16 protein-coding genes and 5 pseudogenes are annotated in these 17,377 nt (G+C 67.5%); 13 read left to right on the top strand and 8 right to left on the bottom strand.

Going from position 1 to position 17,377, the window contains the following annotated elements:
- Both AC2VOR_RS02400 and dps read left to right on the top strand, forming a co-directional pair.
- Nucleotides 1-217 (top strand): annotated as a pseudogene (locus AC2VOR_RS02400) (DNA-3-methyladenine glycosylase 2 family protein); the annotation flags it as partial.
- Between the two features lie 78 nt (nucleotides 218-295).
- On the top strand, nucleotides 296-838 hold the full coding sequence (gene dps, locus AC2VOR_RS02395) for a DNA starvation/stationary phase protection protein Dps (RefSeq protein WP_486963135.1): 543 nt from the start codon (nucleotides 296-298) through the stop codon (nucleotides 836-838).
- A gap of 23 nt (nucleotides 839-861) precedes the next feature.
- On the opposite strand, the gene AC2VOR_RS02390 is transcribed toward dps, so the two are convergent.
- Complete coding sequence (locus AC2VOR_RS02390; protein ID WP_486963134.1) at nucleotides 862-2,877, bottom strand: chloride channel protein; 2,016 nt, start codon at nucleotides 2,875-2,877, stop codon at nucleotides 862-864.
- A gap of 224 nt (nucleotides 2,878-3,101) precedes the next feature.
- On the opposite strand from AC2VOR_RS02390, the pseudogene AC2VOR_RS02385 reads away from it, so the two are divergent.
- The 7 genes and pseudogenes from AC2VOR_RS02385 (at nucleotide 3,102) to AC2VOR_RS02355 (ending at nucleotide 10,150) form a co-directional block, all read left to right on the top strand.
- Nucleotides 3,102-4,078, top strand: a pseudogene (locus AC2VOR_RS02385) (pirin family protein).
- The gene (locus tag AC2VOR_RS02380) at nucleotides 4,078-4,713 is read left to right on the top strand and encodes a TetR/AcrR family transcriptional regulator (protein WP_369741195.1); all 636 of its coding nucleotides are present in this window, start codon (nucleotides 4,078-4,080) and stop codon (nucleotides 4,711-4,713) included. The pseudogene AC2VOR_RS02385 and the gene AC2VOR_RS02380 overlap by 1 nt, the downstream one beginning before the upstream one ends.
- A 71-nt stretch (nucleotides 4,714-4,784) precedes the next feature.
- Nucleotides 4,785-5,747, top strand: coding sequence for a class I SAM-dependent methyltransferase (locus AC2VOR_RS02375; protein ID WP_486963133.1), 963 nt, complete (start codon nucleotides 4,785-4,787; stop codon nucleotides 5,745-5,747).
- Between the two features lie 40 nt (nucleotides 5,748-5,787).
- Nucleotides 5,788-6,720: a class I SAM-dependent methyltransferase gene (locus tag AC2VOR_RS02370; protein ID WP_369741804.1), complete on the top strand. Its 933-nt coding sequence runs from the start codon at nucleotides 5,788-5,790 to the stop codon at nucleotides 6,718-6,720.
- A gap of 117 nt (nucleotides 6,721-6,837) precedes the next feature.
- The gene (locus AC2VOR_RS02365) at nucleotides 6,838-8,268 is read left to right on the top strand and encodes an aldehyde dehydrogenase family protein (protein WP_369741193.1); all 1,431 of its coding nucleotides are present in this window, start codon (nucleotides 6,838-6,840) and stop codon (nucleotides 8,266-8,268) included.
- 42 nt (nucleotides 8,269-8,310) lie between these two features.
- Entirely contained in the window at nucleotides 8,311-9,171 is an 861-nt protein-coding gene (locus AC2VOR_RS02360; RefSeq protein ID WP_369741192.1) for an SDR family oxidoreductase, read from the top strand.
- A gap of 10 nt (nucleotides 9,172-9,181) precedes the next feature.
- Nucleotides 9,182-10,150 carry an NADPH:quinone oxidoreductase family protein gene (locus AC2VOR_RS02355; protein WP_369741191.1) on the top strand — a complete coding sequence of 323 codons (969 nt, stop codon included), beginning with the start codon at nucleotides 9,182-9,184 and terminating at the stop codon, nucleotides 10,148-10,150.
- Between the two features lie 129 nt (nucleotides 10,151-10,279).
- On the opposite strand, the pseudogene AC2VOR_RS02350 reads toward AC2VOR_RS02355, so the two are convergent.
- Nucleotides 10,280-10,665 (bottom strand): annotated as a pseudogene (locus AC2VOR_RS02350) (PE-PPE domain-containing protein); the annotation flags it as partial.
- On the opposite strand from AC2VOR_RS02350, the pseudogene AC2VOR_RS02345 reads away from it, so the two are divergent.
- Nucleotides 10,665-11,249, top strand: a pseudogene (locus tag AC2VOR_RS02345) (DUF222 domain-containing protein); the annotation flags it as partial. The pseudogenes AC2VOR_RS02350 and AC2VOR_RS02345 sit on opposite strands and share 1 nt — an antisense overlap.
- Before the next feature lie 198 nt (nucleotides 11,250-11,447).
- Here the strand turns inward: AC2VOR_RS02345 and brnA are convergent.
- Complete coding sequence (gene brnA / locus AC2VOR_RS02340) at nucleotides 11,448-11,684, bottom strand: type II toxin-antitoxin system BrnA family antitoxin (protein ID WP_369741190.1); 237 nt, start codon at nucleotides 11,682-11,684, stop codon at nucleotides 11,448-11,450.
- A complete protein-coding gene (locus tag AC2VOR_RS02335; protein ID WP_369741189.1) occupies nucleotides 11,674-11,937 on the bottom strand; it encodes a BrnT family toxin in 264 nt (87 codons plus the stop codon). The genes brnA and AC2VOR_RS02335 overlap by 11 nt, the downstream gene beginning before the upstream one ends.
- Nucleotides 11,938-12,107: 170 nt before the next feature.
- Between AC2VOR_RS02335 and AC2VOR_RS02330 the strand changes: the two genes are divergently transcribed.
- Together AC2VOR_RS02330 and AC2VOR_RS02325 are read left to right on the top strand one after the other, a co-directional pair.
- The gene (locus AC2VOR_RS02330; protein WP_369741188.1) at nucleotides 12,108-12,425 is read left to right on the top strand and encodes a transposase; all 318 of its coding nucleotides are present in this window, start codon (nucleotides 12,108-12,110) and stop codon (nucleotides 12,423-12,425) included.
- On the top strand, nucleotides 12,422-13,372 hold the full coding sequence (locus AC2VOR_RS02325; RefSeq protein ID WP_486963132.1) for an IS3 family transposase: 951 nt from the start codon (nucleotides 12,422-12,424) through the stop codon (nucleotides 13,370-13,372). Before AC2VOR_RS02330 ends, AC2VOR_RS02325 begins: the two co-directional genes overlap by 4 nt.
- A gap of 169 nt (nucleotides 13,373-13,541) precedes the next feature.
- Here AC2VOR_RS02325 and AC2VOR_RS02320 read toward each other — a convergent pair whose 3' ends face one another.
- Both AC2VOR_RS02320 and AC2VOR_RS02315 read right to left on the bottom strand, forming a co-directional pair.
- Nucleotides 13,542-13,853, bottom strand: coding sequence for a type II toxin-antitoxin system PemK/MazF family toxin (locus AC2VOR_RS02320; protein ID WP_369741186.1), 312 nt, complete (start codon nucleotides 13,851-13,853; stop codon nucleotides 13,542-13,544).
- Complete coding sequence (locus AC2VOR_RS02315; RefSeq protein WP_369741185.1) at nucleotides 13,853-14,089, bottom strand: YlcI/YnfO family protein; 237 nt, start codon at nucleotides 14,087-14,089, stop codon at nucleotides 13,853-13,855. Before AC2VOR_RS02315 ends, AC2VOR_RS02320 begins: the two co-directional genes overlap by 1 nt.
- A gap of 87 nt (nucleotides 14,090-14,176) precedes the next feature.
- Here AC2VOR_RS02315 and AC2VOR_RS02310 point away from each other — a divergent pair.
- Nucleotides 14,177-14,430, top strand: a pseudogene (locus tag AC2VOR_RS02310) (hypothetical protein); the annotation flags it as partial.
- A gap of 36 nt (nucleotides 14,431-14,466) precedes the next feature.
- Here the strand turns inward: AC2VOR_RS02310 and AC2VOR_RS02305 are convergent.
- Together AC2VOR_RS02305 and AC2VOR_RS02300 are read right to left on the bottom strand one after the other, a co-directional pair.
- Nucleotides 14,467-16,218 (bottom strand): PE family protein, encoded by a 1,752-nt coding sequence (locus tag AC2VOR_RS02305; RefSeq protein WP_486963131.1) that lies wholly within the window; start codon nucleotides 16,216-16,218, stop codon nucleotides 14,467-14,469.
- A 60-nt stretch (nucleotides 16,219-16,278) separates the two neighbouring features.
- On the bottom strand, nucleotides 16,279-17,377 hold a 1,099-nt coding region (locus tag AC2VOR_RS02300; RefSeq protein ID WP_486963130.1), incomplete at its 5' end, for a PE-PPE domain-containing protein.

The raw sequence follows: 17,377 nt of genomic DNA, 5'->3' as shown, positions 1-17,377 counted from the left end.
GGACGCCGACGCCCTGTCGGTGGGCGACTACCACGTGTCGAAGATGATCGGCTGGACGCTGCTGGGCCGCCCGGTCGACGACGCGGCGATGGTCGAGTTGCTGGAGCCGATGCGGCCCCACCGCCACCGGGTGGTGCAACTGCTCTACGCCAGCGGGCTGGCCCGCGAACCGCGCCGCGGGGCGCGGTTGCCCGTGCAGCACATCAGCCGCTTGTAGCGCACCGGGTTATCCGAGCGCCGGGTCGGGTACCCGTCGGGGGAACGTGACCGTGTCCGAACGTAGGGGAGAAATCGCATGACCCAGTTCACAATTCCCGGACTGACCGACAAGCAGGGGGCGCAGCTGGCCGAACTGCTGCAGAAGCAGCTGAGCACCTACAACGATCTTCACCTGACGCTCAAGCACATTCACTGGAATGTTTTGGGCCCCAACTTCATCGGGGTGCATGAGATGATCGACCCGCAGGTCGAGGCGGTGCGGGGTTACGCCGACGAGGTGGCCGAGCGCATCGCCGCGCTGGGGGCCTCGCCGATGGGCACCCCCGGCGCGATCGTCAACGACCGCACGTGGGACGACTACTCGGTGGGCCGCGACTGCGTGCAGTCGCACCTGGCCGCGCTGGATCTGGTCTACACGGGCGTGATCGAGGATCTGCGCAAGGCGATCGACGCGACCGAGGAACTCGACCGGGTCACCCAGGACATGCTGATCGGCCACGCCGCCTCGCTGGAGAAGTTCCAGTGGTTCGTGCGGGCGCACCTCGAGAGCGCGGGCGGCAAGCTGACGCACGAGGGTTCATCGAGCGAGCGGGACGCCGCGAGCAGCGCGCGCGGCTGAGAAGGACGCCGCGTGTCCGGCGGTCAGGCCCGGTTTTCGGACCTGGCCGCCGAATCATGCTCGCGCGCAACGTTGGTCGGCACCAGGACGTTGACCCGGTCGCCCGGGTCGAGTTGGACGGCCACGTCGGCGTCCATCAGCTGGCGCTGGTGGATGACGGACACCGGGTAGTGCCCGGGCGGCCACTCGAGTTCGCCGATGCTGCGGCCGACGGCGGCCGAATCCGGGCCCAGCGTGTACTCGACGATGCGGTAACCGGACAACTGGCTACGCGGGTCATGTTCGGCCGCAACGGCTTTCGGGTCGGCCCACTCTGCGGCCTGGTGGCTGGCCGCGATGTCTGGATAGGAGGCGGCGAGGTGGGCCGCCACCGCGCGCAGCACGTCCTGGTTGGTCAGCCAGCCCTGGACGCGCCGCTCGTCGGTGTCGATGACGGGCAGTCCGTCGCGGCCGTAGAGCACCAGCTGCCGCAACGCCTGGGCCAGGCTGTCGTTGGCGAACAGCGCCTGCGGCTGGCGGACGCGGGTGACCGGTCCCAGCCGCGACGTCCAGTCCTCGTCGGCGGCCGCCGTGCGGCCCAGGTCCAACGGAACGGTGAACGGGTGCATGGCGTCGGCGGCGGTCAGGTGGGCGAACGCGTGGGTCGGGGTCGGGCGGTCGATGTCGATGCCGCGGCGCAGCAGCTTGGTGGTGTAGATGGTGCCGTAGGACAGCATGCGCGACACCGTCGTGCCGACGGCCACGGCCAGCATGACCGGCAGTGTCAGCGTGAAGTCCCCGGTCATCTCCACCGTGCTGGCCAGCGCGGTGAGCGGGGCCCGCGCGGTCGAGGCGAACACCGCGCCCATGCCGACGATCGCGTAGATCGCAGGGTTGCCGACGGCCGGGCCGATCAGCTGGTGCACCACCATCCCGAAGGCCATGCCGGAGGTGGCCCCGATGAACAGCGAGGGCGCGAACACGCCGCCCGAACCGCCGATGCCGATGGTCAGCCCGCAGGCCAGCATCTTGCCCGCCGTGAGGATGACCAGGAACCACAGGGCGTAGTGCCCGGCGAAGGCGTTGTACATCACGGGGTAGCCGACGCCGTACAGCTGCGGCACGGCGAGCAGCAGCAGCCCCAGGACGAGGCCGCCGACGGCCGGGCGCGCCCAGTCCGGGCGGGGCCCCCAGATCCGGTCGCACAGGTCCTCGGTCTTGTAGAGGACGTTTTTGAAGAGCACGCCCAGCAGCCCCGCGATCACCGCCAGCAGCGCCACCAGAAGGTAGTTGGCGATGTGGTTGAGCTCGACGCCCTCGGGCAGCCGGGTCAGGAACGGGGCCGCGCCGAAGAAGACCCGGGCGATGACGTCGGCGACCATCGCCGAGAGCATGATCGTGAAGACCGCCTCGACCGAAAGCTCCCGCAGGATCAGCTCGACGGCGAAGAACACGCCGGTGATGGGGGCGTTGAAGGTCGCCGAGATGCCGCCGGCGGCGCCGCAGGCCACCAGCACCCGCAGCCGGCTCTCCGGCATCCGGACCCACTGGCCCGCGCTGGACGCCAGGGCCGCGCCGATCTGCACGATCGGGCCTTCCCGCCCGACCGAGCCGCCCGAGCCGATGCACAGCGCCGAGGCCAGCGCCTTGACCACCGTCACCCGGGGCCTGATCCGGCCGCCGTTCTCGGCCACCGCGATCATGACCTCGGGCACCCCGTGACCCCGCGCCTCACGGGCGAAGCGGGAGATCAGCGGGCCGTAGAGCAGCCCGCCGAGCGCCGGGATGACCACGAAGAACCCGACCCCCAGCCACGTCAGGTGGTCGCTGCCCACCCAGCCCTGCTGGCCGAACTCGTCATGCCCGGTCGCCAACCAGGTGAAGCTGAAGATCAGATAGCGGAATCCCACGGCGCCGATCCCGGCGCCCATGCCCACCATGAGCGCGATGCAGAACAGCCCGAGGCGATTTGCTCGCAGCCAGCCGGCGGCCCGCCCGGCCGCGTGGGACAAGACCCGCGACCCCCGCGCCGAATCGGCGGTCGTCTTTTCCTGCGCCATTTGCCGTCACCCTCTCCGCCGTCGGCCCTTCACCATTCGAGCGTCTCAGGACGGGCGCCTCACGAGGATCCTTCGCCCCAGCAACTATTGCACTATAAAAGTTTCGCTGCGCACAGCGATGCGGTGCAGGTCACACGGCGAACCGGGCGTCGGCCCGGCCGACTTTCGCGGAATAATCGGACCGCAGTCCGGTTATACGGGTAGCTCTAGAACTGGAGGAACACATGCCGCCCGTCACCGCAGACCCACTCGCACTGCCCCGGCTCGGCCCGGCCGGACCCGCGGACACCGAACGCCCCATCCGGTCGGTCCACACCGGCCGGCGCGGCTACGAGGGGAGGGGTTCCCCGTCGTCCGGGCGTTCGCCGGAGTCGGCGCCGCCGCCCTCGACCCGTTCGTGCATATGGACCAGATGGGCGAGGTGGACTACCGGCCGGGCGAACCGCGCGGCACCGACTGGCACCCGCACCGCGGCTTCGAAACCGTCACCTACATGCTCGACGGAAAGATGGCCCATCAGGATTCGTACGGCGGTGGCGGCCTGATCACCGACGGGGCCACGCAGTGGATGACCGCCGGTGCGGGCATCCTGCACATCGAGACCCCGCCCGCCGAACTGGTCGAGCGTGGCGGCCTCTTCCACGGCATCCAACTCTGGGTGAACCTGCCGAGGAAGGACAAATTCGCGCCGCCGCGGTACCAGGCGATCGAGGGCGGCGACGTGGCGTTGCTGGCCTCTGGCGACGGGGGCGCGCTGGTCCGCGTCATCGCCGGTGAGATCGACGGCCACCGTGGCCCCGGCGTCACCCACACGCCGATCACGTTGGCCCACGCGACGATCGAGAACGGCGCCCGGCTCAACATCCCGTGGCGGCGCGACTTCAACGCGCTGCTGTACGTCTTGTCCGGCAGCGGGTATGCCGGACCGCTCGAACATCCGATCCACCAGGGCCAGCTGGCCGTGCTGGGTCCCGGCGACCGCATCACCGTCGGCGCCCCGACGAACCGGCGCCCGGCGGGAATTGACGTGTTGCTCCTGGGCGGACGGCCCATCCGCGAGCCGGTATTCCATTACGGGCCATTTGTGATGAACTCGCGCGCGGAATTGATCGAGGCGCTGCGCGACTACGAAGCCGGAAAGTTCGGTACCATTCCGCCGAATGCTTTAATGCCGCATCACCGGGGTGGCACACTTTACTGATGTCGCCGGCGGTGGGTCGTCGCCCGGGCCGCCCCCCGGCGGCCCGGGCGGACCAGACGCGCAGGCGCATCGTGCGTGCCGCCCGCCAGGTGTTCAGCGAACGCGGGTTCGACGGGGCGACCTTCCAGGAGATCGCCGTACGCGCCGACCTGACCAGACCGGCCATCAACCACTACTTTTCCAGCAAGCAAGACCTCTACCGGGAGGTCGTCCGGCAAACCAACCACGACGTCGTCGGCGCCGGCATCGAACGGGCGCGCCGGGAGGGCACGCTGCTCGGGCGGCTGGGCGCATTTCTCACCGTGGCCCGGCAGGCGGATATGGACAATCCCGCCGCGTCGGCATTTCTCGTCACCAATGTGCTCGAAGCGCAACGCCATCCCGAACTGAATGCCGCGGAAAATGACGCCGTTCGAATGACCCGGGAATTTCTGATTCGGGCGGTCGGGGATGCGATGGACCGCGGCGAGATCGGCGTCGAGATCGGGGCCCCGGCATTGGTCGAGGCCTTGTTGCTGCTGCTGTGCGGCACGGGGTTCTATGCCGGTTATCTGCGCAGCCACCAGGAGATGCAGGCCGTCATCGAGACGCTGCGGCGGCTGCTGGAAGGCGCGCTCCGGCGTCCGGCGGGCTGACGCCTGCCCGGCAGTGACATCGCACACAAGCGTATAGCTTGCCTAACTTATTCGAGTATCATCGAATGGCAATGACCGATGTCGACGATTCCTCCTCTGTAGGTTCCTCGTCGGAGCCCGCGTCGCGACGGACCGCGGGTGATTCCTGGACCATCACCGAACTTGTCGGCGCGACCGCATTGGGCGTCGCCGCCTCCCGGGCGGTGGAAACCGCCGGGCCCGACCTCCTGATCCGCGATCAGTTCGCCGCGATCCTGGTGTCCTCGGCCGGTGCGCCGTGGGCCCGGCTCGCCGACCCAGAACTGGCGTGGCTCGACGGTGACGAGCACGGGCAGCGCGTGCACCGGCTCGGCGTCGACTACCAGGCGGTACGCAGTCACTACTTCGACGAGTACTTCGGCGGGGCCATGCGCGCCGGGATCCGCCAGGTGGTGATCCTGGCGGCCGGACTGGACTCGCGGGCCTACCGTTTGGACTGGCCCGCCGACACCACGGTCTACGAGATCGACCAGCCCAAGGTCCTGGAGTACAAGAGCGAAATCCTGGAATCGCACGACGCCGTTCCCGCGGCCCGGCGGCGCCCCGTTCCGGTGGATCTGCGCGACGACTGGCCGGCGGCGCTCACCCTGGCGGGCTTCGATCCCGGCCGCCCGACCGCATGGCTCGCCGAAGGCCTGCTGCCCTACCTGCCGGCCGACGCCCAGGACCTGCTGTTCGAGAGGTTCACCGCCCTGAGCGCGCCGGGCAGCCAGGTGGCGGTCGAGGTGTTCAGGATCAACTCGCGCGGCAACACCCAGCGGTGGCAGCGGATGCGGGAGCGTCTCGGCCTGGACGTCAACGTCCAGGCGCTCACCTACCACGAGCCCGAGCGTTCGGATCCCACGCAGTGGCTGCGCGACCGCGGCTGGCAGGTGGACGAGGTGAACAACCGCGAGGAGATGGCCCGGCTGGGCCGCCCGGTACCCGACGACCTGGCCGACGAGGCCGTCAGCAGCACGTTGCTGCGCGCGTGCCTCGGCGCTTCATCCGAGTGACCGTCAAACACGTCGAACAGAGGAACACCCGATGAGTTCACTGCGCACCCACGACGACACGTGGGACATCAAGACCAGCGTCGGCTCCACCGCGGTGATGGTGGCCGCCGCCCGGGCCGTCGAGACCGAGCGGCCCGACGCGCTGATCCGCGACCCCTACGCCAAGTTGCTGGTCGGCAACTCCGGCGCGAACGTGCTCTGGGAAAAGATGCTCGACCCGGCCATCGTGGCCAAGGTCGAGGCGATCGACGCCGACTCCGCGGCCCACCTGCACCACATGCGCAGCTACCAGGCGGTGCGCACACACTTCTTCGACGCGTTCTTCAACGACGCGATGGCCGCCGGCATCCGGCAGGTGGTCATCCTGGCGTCGGGGCTGGACTCGCGCGCCTACCGGCTGGACTGGCCGGCCGGGACGACGGTCTACGAGATCGACCAGCCGCAAGTGCTGGACTTCAAGTCCGCGACGCTGGCCGAGAACGGTGTCACGCCGACGGCCGACCGCCGCGAGGTGGCCATCGACCTGCGCCAGGACTGGCCGGCCGCGCTGCGCGCGGCGGGCTTCGACCTGGCGGCGCCGACCGCGTGGCTAGCCGAGGGGCTGCTGATGTACCTGCCCGCCGACGCCCAAGACCGGTTGTTCGCCCAGATCAGCGAGCTCAGCGCGCCCGGCAGCCGGGTGTCCGCCGAGACCGCGCCCGCCCACGCCGAGGAGCGGCGCCAGAAGATGCGGGAGCGGTTCAAGAAGGTGGCCGACGAGATCGGCCTGGAAGAGACCATCGACGTCGGGGAACTGATGTACCGCGACGACGACCGCGCCCACGTGGCCGACTGGCTCAACGACCACGGCTGGCGGGCCCAGTCGCAGGCCGCCACCGACGAGATGCGCCGCCTGAACCGCTGGATCGAGGGCGTGCCGTTCGCCGACGACAAGGGCGCGTTCTCCGACTTCGTGACCGCCGAGCGTCTGTAGCCGGCCGGCGCTTCGGATCCTTCCTACTGCTCTCCCAACCGGATGGTTAGGATCGCGGTTATCACCGATTGAGCGGCCCGCCCACCCTGGCGGCGCCTTCGCTCAGGAAGGACAACGATGACCACCGAATCGGTTGCGCCGAAGTCACCCGCATCCACGAACGGAGACCCGGGCTCCGCGCCGGTCGGCGTCGCCGCGACGGTGGACCGGCTGCGCAAGACCTTCGCCACCGGGCGCACCCGCGACATCGAGTGGCGCCAGCGTCAGCTGGTGCAGCTGCAGAAGCTGATGGAGGAGAACGAGGCCGCGCTGGCCGCCGCGCTCGCCGAGGATCTGGACCGCAACAAGTTCGAGGCCTACATCGCCGATATCGCGACGACCGCGGGCGAGGCCAAGTTCGCGGCCAAGAACCTGCGGAAGTGGACGCGCCGCAAATACGTGCTGCTCGAGGTGCCGCAGCTGCCGGGCCGCGGCTGGATCGAATACGAGCCGTTCGGGACCGTGCTGATCATCGGGGCCTGGAACTACCCGTTCTACCTGACGCTGGGCCCCGCGGTCGGGGCGATCGCGGCGGGCAACACCGTCATCCTCAAGCCGTCCGAGCTGGCGCCCGCGTCCTCGCATCTGATGGCCGAGCTGGTGCCGCGCTACCTGGACCGCGATGCGGTCGCGGTCGTGGAGGGCGACGGCTCGGTGAGTCAGGAGCTGATCGCCCAGGGCCTGGACCGGGTGATGTTCACCGGCGGTACCGAGATCGGCCGCAAGGTCTACGAGGGGGCTGCACCCCACCTGACCCCGGTCACCCTGGAGCTCGGCGGCAAGAGCCCGGTGATCGTGGCCGCCGACGCCGACATCGACGTCGCGGCCAAGCGGATCGCCTGGATGAAGCTGCTCAACGCCGGGCAGACCTGCGTGGCGCCCGACTATGTGCTGGCCGACGTCAAGATCCGTGACGAGCTGGTCGACAAGATCGGCGCGGCCATCACGAAGTTCCGGTCCCAGGACCGGGCGGGGATGCGCATCGTCAACCGGCGCCAGTTCGACCGGCTCAAGGGCTACCTGTCCGGCAAGGACGGCAGGGTCACCGTCGGCGGCGACTGCGACGAGTCGACCCTGCGCATCCAGCCGACGGTGGTGGTCGACCCCGATCTGGACGGGCCGCTGATGTGCAACGAGATCTTCGGGCCGATCCTGCCGGTCGTCACCGTTCAGAACCTGGACGACGCAATACGTTTCGTCAACGCGCGGCCCAAACCGCTGGCCGCCTACCTGTTCACCAAGTCGCGGGCGACCCGGGAGCGGGTGATCAAGGAGGTGCCGGCGGGTGGCATGCTCGTCAACCACCTGGCCTTCCAGGTGTCTACGGCCAAGCTGCCGTTCGGCGGGGTCGGCACGTCGGGGATGGGCGCCTACCACGGCAAATTCGGGTTCGAGGAGTTCAGCCACCGCAAGTCGGTGCTGACCAAGCCGACCCGGCCCGACATGTCGAGCTTCATCTACCCGCCCTACAGCAACTGGGCCTTCAAACTGGCCCGAAAGCTGTTCTGAGACCGACGTTCTAGTCCGTACCAACCCCTCGAAAGGAACCTGATGCCAGGAGTGCAGGATCGCGTCATCGTCGTCACCGGAGCGGGCGGAGGCCTCGGGCGCGAGTACGCGCTCACCCTCGCCAAGGAGGGGGCCAGCGTCGTCGTGAACGACCTCGGCGGTGCGCGCGACGGCACGGGTGCCGGCCACAGCATGGCCGACCAGGTCGTCAACGAGATCCGCGAGGCGGGGGGCCGGGCGGCGGCCAACTACGACAGCGTCGCCGACCCCGCGGGCGCGGCCAATATCATCAAGACCGCGATCGACGAGTTCGGTGCCGTGCACGGGGTGGTGAGCAACGCCGGGATCCTGCGCGACGGCACGTTCCACAAGATGACGTTCGAGAACTGGGACGCCGTGCTGAAGGTGCACCTCTACGGCGGGTACAACGTGCTGCGCGCCGCGTGGCCGCACTTCCGTGAGCAGAGCTATGGGCGCGTGGTCGTCGCCACCTCCACCAGTGGGCTGTTCGGCAATTTCGGTCAGACCAACTACGGCGCGGCCAAGCTCGGCCTGGTCGGCATGATCAACACGCTGGCCCAGGAAGGGGCCAAGTACAACATCCGCACCAACGCCGTCGCCCCGATCGCGGCCACCCGCATGACCGAGGACATCATGCCCAAGGAGGTGCTGGAGAAGCTCACCCCGGAGTACGTGGCGCCGGTGGTGGCCTACCTGTGCACCGAGGAATGCGCCGACACCGCATCGGTTTTCATCGTCGGTGGCGGCAAGGTGCAGCGGGTGGCGCTGTTCGGCAACGAGGGCGCCAACTTCGACAAGCCGCCGTCGGTGCAGGACATCGCCGCGCACTGGGGTGAGATCACCGACCTGTCGGCGGCCAAAAAGGCGGAATTCAAGCTGTAGGTCCAAGGCGATGAAAGCCTGCGTCGTCCAGCGCCTGTCGGGCCCGGCCGGTATCGCCTACACCGACATCGACGACCTCGCCGAGGATCCCGGCCACGTCATCGTCGACGTGCGGGCCGCCGGGGTGTGCTTTCCGGACCTGCTGCTGAGCAAGGGCGAGTACCAGCTGAAGCTGCCGCCGCCGTTCGTACCCGGCATGGAGGCCGCCGGGGTGGTGCACTCGGCGCCGGCGGGCTCGGGCTTCAAAGTGGGCGAACGGGTTTCGGCGTTCGGCATCCTAGGTGCCTACGCCGAACAGGTCGCCGTGCCGGTGCCCAACGTCATGCGCAGCCCCGCCGAGCTCGACGACGCCGAGGCGGTGTCGCTGTTGGTGAACTACAACACCATGTATTTCGCCCTGGCCCGCCGGGCGGCGATGCGTCCGGGTGACACGGTGCTGGTGCTCGGCGCGGCCGGTGGGGTGGGGACCGCGGCGATCCAGGTGGCCCGGGCGATGGGCGCGAAGAAGGTGCTGGCCGTGTTGCACCGCACGGCGGCCACCGACTACGTCTCCTCGCTGGGCGCCGACCTGGTGCTGCCGCTGTCCGGCGACTGGGCTGACGAGGTGCGCAAGTACACCGGCGGCCGCGGCGTGGACATCGTCGTGGATCCCATCGGCGGTCCGGCGTTCGACGACGCGGTGCGCGTGCTGGCCATCGACGGCAAGCTGCTGGTCATCGGGTTCGCCGCGGGCAGCATCCCGACCGTCAAGGTGAACCGGCTGCTGCTGCGCAACGTCAGCGTGGTGGGGGTGGCGTGGGGCGAGTACCTCAACAAGGTGCCCGGCTCGGCGGCGTTGTTCTCCTGGGGGCTGGGGCAGCTGGTCTACCTGGGCCTGAAACCGCCTCCCCCGCAACGGTATCCGTTGTCGGAGGCGCAGGCGGCGCTGCAGTGCCTGGCCGACGGCGGGGTGCTGGGCAAGCTGGTGCTCGAGCCGTAGGCGCCCCGCGTCAGGACGCGAGGCCGGTGAAGTAACCGGCGATCGACTGGCCGCGGACAACAGCACCCGGACTTCCAGTCCGCCCAGGAAGGCCGCCAGTCCGATGTCGGCGGCGATCGCATAGCCGACGGCGAAGGCGCCGACGCCCTGCCGGGTCCCGACTGCCAGGTCGGCCAGCACGGTCTGCGGGTGCACCGGCGGCAGCAGCCCGAAGGGCGTGGGCACGTTGGCCGGCGAGGTCGAGTAGCCGTAGGCGGGGTCGCCGTAGCCCAGGTTGACGAGCACCTCGAGGTCCGGCTGCAGCAGGTCCGCCGGCGGGTTGCCCACCACCGGTATCGCCCGGAGTGGTTCCAGCAGCGGCAGATTCGGGGTGGGAAGTCGGCGGCGCCGTCGTACTCGAAGGTGTAGATGGTGGTCGGGAAGGAGTTCGCCGGCGTCGACCCGTAGAACGTCAGCCCCAGGCTCGGGAAGCTCAGCGGCGCAAGGCGTTCCCAGAGCCCGCCGTTGGGATTCAACCGCGGTCACGCTCGAACCGCGACCCGACCCCGACCCGCGTTCGCAGCCTTCGGTCACCAAAATCTCCGACGAGCGGTTCAGCTGCTGGCGGATCAAGCTCGAGTATCCCGAGGCGGCGAAGCTCGACGCCGCACTGGCCGCCCATCGGGAGGCGCTGATCACCGAGTGGAAACGCGACCGCGACACCGGAAAACACGCCCGAGGGCCGCCCGCCGATGCCGGGCACCCTGGAGGCGTTTCTGTGTCTGGTGGAGACCGGCTGGGATGTCGAGGCGGCCCGGCGCCCGCACGGGCAGCACACCACCGTGGTCGTCCACGTCGACGTGGAAAAGCGGGTGGCCGGGCTGCACCTGGGCCCAGCGCTGACCGAGGCCGTAAGCCAATACCTGAGGGGTGATGCCACGTGTGAGGTGTGGTTCGAACGTGCCGGGGAGGTCATCGGCGCGGGCCGAACGACCCGCACCATCAGCGCGCGGCCGCGCCGCGCCCTGGAACACTGCCGCCCCGGCTGCGCGGTCCCGGGCTGTGGGCCCACCCGCGGCTGCACGCCAACCACCTCTGGCACTGGGAAGACGGCGGCCCACTGACCTGACCAGGGTGAGATTGCTTGGTCGCTTCCGCGTCGTGGACACCGACAAATGGACTGGTAGAAACCGCGGTGATGATGTGAGGTGTTGTTTGCGATACCGGAGGTGACTCGCGTGAGTGAGACCAATCTGCGGTTACAAGCGCAAGACTTCAGCAGATCCCTGAGCATCGGACCCGCGCTATCCAGCAACGGTCAGGCCGCGGTGTGACCACCGTGGTCAAGCTTTTCGGCGATCCAGACCTTGATCAGTGATTGACGGGTGACTCCGAGCCGAGTGGCTTCGCGGTCGAGTTCGGCGATCATCCAGACCGGAAAGTCGACGTTCACACGCCGGTGCTCCTCTCCGGGTCGCCGTGCCCGTGCGACATCGAGGGCGGTCGCCATGTCCTGGCCATCGTCGAAGCGCTCGTCGAACTCGCTAGCTTTCATAAATCGCTACCTCTCCTTCCCGTGAACGGCGCACGGAAATGATTCGGACGTAGTCGTCTCGGTAGGTCACGACGGCTGACCAGCATCGGCCATCAATTTGGCCTATCACCATCCACCTGGGCTCATCCGTCGTGCGTGCCGGCACCTCGATGCGGTGCGGATCCCGCCAGATGGACTGCGCCGCATCGAAGTCAATGCCATGCTTGCTCAGGTTTGCCGCGCTTTTGGCAGGATCAAACTCGAACTCAGGCATGTATAAAAATCATACCGTAATCGCTCTCAAGCTCGGGCATGTGCTCGGCCCAAACCGCAGGGGCACCGGCCGTGAACCCGACGGACACGCAGCCTCTTGTCCGCGATGATCGAAATGCAAGGCAACCTGATTGGAGGACGACCGCTTCCGTAGACAGTCATCGAAGTGGAATGACTGTCTACAAGGAGAAAACTGTTATGGGTTCGACGCGGCGGAAGTTCACCCCTGAGTTTAAGGCCGAGGCCGTAGAGTTGGTGATCAAGTCGGGCAAGCCGATAGCCGAAGTTGCCCGGGATCTCGGAATCGGTGACGGAACATTGGGGAACTGGGTGAAGGCGGCGAAGAAACGCGGCGAGTTCAAGGAAAAGCCACTCGAGATCGACGAGCGTGCACGACTGAAGGAATTGGAAGAGGAAAACCGTCGTTTGAAGATGGAACGGGAAATCCTAAAAAAAGCGGCGGCGTGGTTTGCGAAGGACAGCATGTGAAGTTCTCTTTCATCCGCGACTTGGATGAGGAAGAACGACGCAAACCACGCAAAGCTAGGATTCCCGCTTCCTTGATGTGTGAGGTGCTCGATGTGTCCCGCAGCGGTTTCTATGCGTGGCTGAAACGCGACCGGTCGGATCGAGAAAAAGAAGACGCGGAATTGACCGATATGATCAAAAAGATCCACGAGGATTACCGGGGCCGCCTGGGTGTCGATCGGCTCGTCGCCGAGCTGGCCAAGCTGGGCCGGCGCCATTCACCCAGGCGGGTCCGCCGCCTCGCCCGCGCCGCTGGCCTGACCTGCGTGCATCCGCGTCCGTACCGGGCCACCACGATCCAGGACGAGGCCAACAGCGATGGTCTGGTCGACCTCGTCGGGCGCGAGTTCGTGCCAGACGGGCCGAACCAATTGTGGTTCACCGACATTACGTACATTCGGACATGGGGTGGCTGGGCGTATTTGGCCGCGATTATCGACGGCTATTCACAAAAGATCGTCGGTTGGTCGGTGGATAATCATATGCGCACGACGTTGGTCACCGACGCGTTGAGGATGGCGATTGAGCGACAGCGGCCAGGAATCGGGGATGTCGTGATCCATTCCGATCGCGGCTGTCAATTCACGAGTATCGACTTCCACACTCTCGCGTCGGCGAACGGCATCATTCCATCGGTCGGCCACATCGGTCAATGTTATGACAATGCCATGGCAGAATCGTTCAACGCGACCATCAAGAAGAAACCCATCCATTTGCACACCTGGCCGACTCTACGCGCGGTGAGACAGGCGGTCTTCGAATATATCGAGGTCTACTACAATCGAAAGCGCCCGCACAGCAATATCGGAAATGCAACCCCCTGTGAAATGGAGCACAATTCACTCAAACAATTGCCGATGAAATGGCTGCGACAGCATAATTCAAGTGTCTACGAAAGTAGGGGGTAGTCCAGTGGGTCACCGATTTCAAGGGCGTGGTGTCCAGATGGCATGCCCTATGGGGGCGCAATCACTGCGCCCGATCAAGATCGAGCGCCCTATGACGGATCGCCACACCGCCCTGCCGGCATCTCCAACACCTGGATCGAGGCCGGAGGTGCGCGATGCCCTTGCTGGCTTATGACACAACCCAATCGAGGTCGAACGCGTTACCGATGGCGTCTGCCAGGGCTGGCTCCTGCGACGCGAGAAAATACCCGATTTGACGACCAAGTTCAGACACCGGGATCGTTTGGACGTTGTCGCAACTGACGACAGACGGTTGATTCAGCCCGTTCACCGTGCCTACTGGGACTTCGGTGGCCAACCCTCGGACGGTTGTCGTGATTGGGGCGACGGTGACGTTGGTGAGATGCGGACGCACGACCTCGCGGGTGAGAATCAGGACGGGTCGAGCTTTGTCAAGCCGGGCGATGTGGATGGGTCGCATCAGTCGACGTCGAGGGAAGTACGAGCAGCGTGGCCGGCCAGCGCATCCAAATCACTCGACGCTGACATGTTGGCCGCGAGGATTTCCGCGTCGCGTTCGGCGAGACGACGACGGCGTTCCCGTTCCAGCGCCCGGAGCACGACAGCCGCACGGCTGCGGGCATGTTGTCCCCGGACTTCGTCATCGATGAAGGCGATGATCTCGTCGGGTAAGCGGACTGCAATTTGTATGCTCACTTCATGGATGGTACCAGTTTGGTATGCACGTCAGGAGTCAAACGGGCTCGGGCCGCAACCTGAACGAAGCAGGTAGTTTAACGACTTGTCAGCAAACTCGTGCTGCTCTGCCCGTACCACCTCCGGCTGCACCGCCGTGGCCAGATAACCAGCACCGGATCCGCCGACGCGCTCGCCGTCACCGACAGCGACGGGCAAGAGCTGCGCCCGGGCTCACCGTTGCCCCGCCCGCCGTGGCGCCCTATCCCGGGCCCAGCGGCGAACGCGCCGACTGGTGGTGGTACGACCCCTTCCAGTCCCAGGCGCCACCCACACCGAACTTGCTTCGGCGTCGAAGCTGAAAAAGCTTAAGGTCCAAAGGATCTGGAACGGCCCGGCTACGGCGATGGGTGCGGCGTCCCGGTCAGGATGGTGTCGAGCGCGCTGGCGAGGGTGAGGAACTCGACACCGCCGGCGAGCGTGCCCAGGCCGACATCGGCGGCGATGGGCTGGCCGATCGCGTTGGCGAGGCCCTGGAGTGGCTGGCCGTTGATCGCCTGCGTGATCCCGTTGAGGAACAGGTTGGCGTCGTAGGACGGCAGCGTGACGACCAGGGCCGTCGCGATGTCGGCGGTCGGCAGCAGCGTCGCGTAGGCGGTCGAGACGTCGGCGGCGAGGGCGTTCGCGAATCCGGTGTTGGCGTTTTCTAGGCCCGAGATCGCGCCGTCGAGCGCCGACGTCAGCGAGATGCCCGTCGGCACGGCCGGCGGTGCGCCGCCCAGGCTCGCCAGCGCCGGCGCCGACAGGCTCAGCGACGGCAGCCCCTGCGCGCTCAAATCGCTTCCGGCGGCCAGGATTCCCTGGTAGGCGCCGCTGAGCAGGTCGGGGCCCAGGGCCAGGGTGGCGTTGAGCGGCGGTAACACCCCGAACGGCGTGGTGACGTTGGCGTAGCCGGTCGAGTAGCCGTAGTTGGGGTCGCCGTAGCCCCAGTTGACCAGATACCTCAAATCCGGTTGCAGCAGGTCGGCCAGCGGGTTGCCGATCCCCGGGATCAAGCGCAGCGGCTCCAGCAGCGGCAGGTTCTGGGTGGGGATCATGTAGTAGTGCGAGCCGCCGTCGTAGCCCGGTGACACCGGAAGGGTGATGGCCTGCGAGATCTGGCTCGCCGGGATCGTCAGATACGTGCCGTGCACGAACGCGATGCCCGCGAAGGCGTTGAGGTCGGCCAGGATGTCGATCGGGTACTGCGGGAAGTCGGCGAAGCCGTCGTATTCCAGCGTGTAGTTGTAGATCGAGTACCCGGTGTTGGAGGCCATCCCGCCATAGAAGGGGATGCCGAGACTGGGCAGGTCGAGGCCGGGAAAGCGGGCGAGCATGCCGCCGTTGGGGGTCATCTCGTTGCCGACGAGCACGAAGTTCACATTGGACGTCGGCACATGGGCGGCAACGAGATTCGGCAGCTCCAGCGCGGCCAGGATGGCGCCCTGCGAGTAGCCGAAGACGGTGACGGGCTGGGTCGGCGCGTTGGGCCCGGTGAGCGCGTTGTTGAGGATCGTCAGGCCCCGGTCCACCGAGATGTTCAGGGTCAGGTCCTTGATCCCGGTGATCGGGTAGAGGCCCTCGGGGGTGAACAGGCCCTGGATGTTGCTCGTGGTGAAGTTGCGGGAGACGTAGTTGCCGTACGCGGTGGCGATGTACTTGGCGTCGGGGATGGGGACGCCGCTGGCGCCCAGGATCAGCGCCGTCTGCACCGGTGTGGTGCTGGTGGCGAGCTGCGTCGCGCCCGCGGTGCCGGCCGCCGTGGCGCCGCCGGTGAGCGCCGCGAATTGGGCCTGGGCCGTCGCGCCGAACGACCCGAGGGTGCTGGTCGCAGCGGATTCGGTTGCCGCGTAGGCGGTTGCGGTGCCGGTCAGCGCCAGGGCGAACTCGTCGTGGAAACTCTGGGCCTGCCGCAGCAGCGCCTGGTATTCCTGGCCGAACGCACTGAACAGGTTCGCGGTGGCCGCGGACACCTCGTCGGCGGCCGCGGCCTGCAGGCCGGTCGTCCACCCGGCCGTTTCGGCGTTGGCGGCGCCGATCGCCGATCCGATCCCGGAGACGTCGGCGACCGCCGTCGCGATCGTCTGCGGCTGCGCTAAGACAAACGGCATCGGGTCACCCTTCTACGACCGGACGGCTGCCGGCGGTTGAATTTTTCGGGGCGGGACTTATCAGTACGGACCGGGGTTCGGCGTCCCGAGCAGGATCGTCTGCAAGGCATTCTCGAAGTTGATCAGCTCGAAACCGCCTGCCAGCGTGACCAGTCCGGTGTCGGCGGCGATCGGGTCGCCGATCGCGTTGACCAGGCCCATCGGGTTGCCGTTGATGGCTTGCGAGATCCCGTTGAGGAACAGGTTGAGGTCGTAGGACGGCAGGGACACCACCACGGCCGTGGCGATGTCGGCTGTCGGGAGCAGGGTGGCGTAGGCGGTGGAGAAGTCGGTGGTGAAGCCGCCCACGATGGCGTTGTTGGCGTTCTCGATGCCGCCGATGAGGTTGGTGAGCGTGGCCGGGATGGAGGACACGCTGGGCAGCGCCAGCGCGGTCGTCCCCGACGACGCGCCCCCGGCCAGCGTGCCCGCGATGTCCGGCACCGACAGGTTGGGCAGCGCCATCGCGGGCAGCGACGTGGGCAGCATGGCCGAGATGTCGGCCCCGAACGCGCCCATGCCCTGCTGGGCGCCGCTGACCAGCAGCGGCCCCAGGGCGGTGGTCGCGCTCAGTGGTGGCAGGAACCCGAACGGTGTCTGCACGTTGGCCAGGCCCGTCGAGTAACCGTACTCAGGGTTGCCGTAGCCCCAGTTGATCAGGTAGCGCAGGTCGGGCTGGACCAGGTCGGCCAGCGGGTTGCCGATCACCGGGATCGCGCGCAGCGGGTCCAGCAGCGGCAGGTTCTGGGTGGGGATCATGACGTAGTTGGTCAGGCTGCTGCCGCCGGGGGTGTTCAGCTGCGCGGAGCCCGGCAGCAGGAAGCCCGACGCGATCTGGGTCGCCGAGAGGGTCGGGTAGGTGCCGTGCACGAAGACGATGCCGGCCAGCGCGTTGAGGTCGGCGAGGAAGTCGATCGGGTACTGCGGGAAGTCGGCGAACCCGTCGTATTCCAGCGAGTAGATGGTGGTGTTGAACAGGTCGCTGGGCGTCGAGTTGCCGAACGTGATCCCCAGGCTCGGCAGGCTCAGGTCGGGGAAGCGGGCGAGCAGTCCGCCGTTGGGGGCGCTCGGGTCCCCCAGCAGGGTGAAGTTGAGCTGGCTGGACGTGTAGCCCATGTCG

The organism is Mycobacterium sp. TH-M103, from assembly GCF_057473785.1.
This window is presented reverse-complemented; position numbering and strand designations above follow the sequence as displayed.